Source organism: Streptococcus oralis (genome assembly GCF_001579175.1).
Taxonomy (GTDB): domain Bacteria; phylum Bacillota; class Bacilli; order Lactobacillales; family Streptococcaceae; genus Streptococcus; species Streptococcus oralis_O.
Window position 1 is genome coordinate 253,146 of sequence record NZ_KQ970759.1, and the last position, 580, is coordinate 253,725.

General features: G+C 41.9%; 1 protein-coding gene. It reads left to right on the forward strand.

Features of this window, described 5'->3' with window-relative positions; all coding sequences use genetic code 11:
- A partial coding sequence (locus tag SORDD24_RS11485) for a Cna B-type domain-containing protein (RefSeq protein WP_419579776.1) occupies window positions 1-580 on the forward strand: 580 nt, incomplete at both ends.

Sequence of the window (580 nt, forward strand, 5' to 3'; positions counted from 1 at the left end):
CCTTGGAATTCGATAAAGCTGGAACTTTCACTTACAAGATTGCTGAAAAAGCTGGAACTGCTACAGGCATCACCTACGACACGAAAACCATCACTGCTACAGTTACTGTAACGGACAATGGTAAAGGTGGCCTTGAAGCAACTGTTGCTTACGATGATGAAAAAGCATTCGAGAACACTTACACTCCAGCGAAAACTGAAGTTTCTGTGAAGAAAGTATGGGATGATAAGAACAACCAAGACGGTAAACGTCCAACTTCTATCACAGTTAAATTGCTTGCGGATGGTCAAGATACTGGTAAGACTCTTGAGCTTAACGCCGCAAACAACTGGGCTGGAAGCTTCACAAACCTTGATGCTGATAAAGGTGGAACACCTATCAAGTATACTGTAGTAGAAGTAACTGTTACTGGTTACACTTCTGATGTTACTGGTGACGCTGCATCAGGATTCACTATCACAAATAGCTATTCTCCAGAAACAGTTGATGTAAAAGCAACTAAGAACTGGGATGACGAGAACAACCAAGATGGCAAACGTCCAACCAAGATTACAATCAATCTTTTAGCAGACGGTCAGAA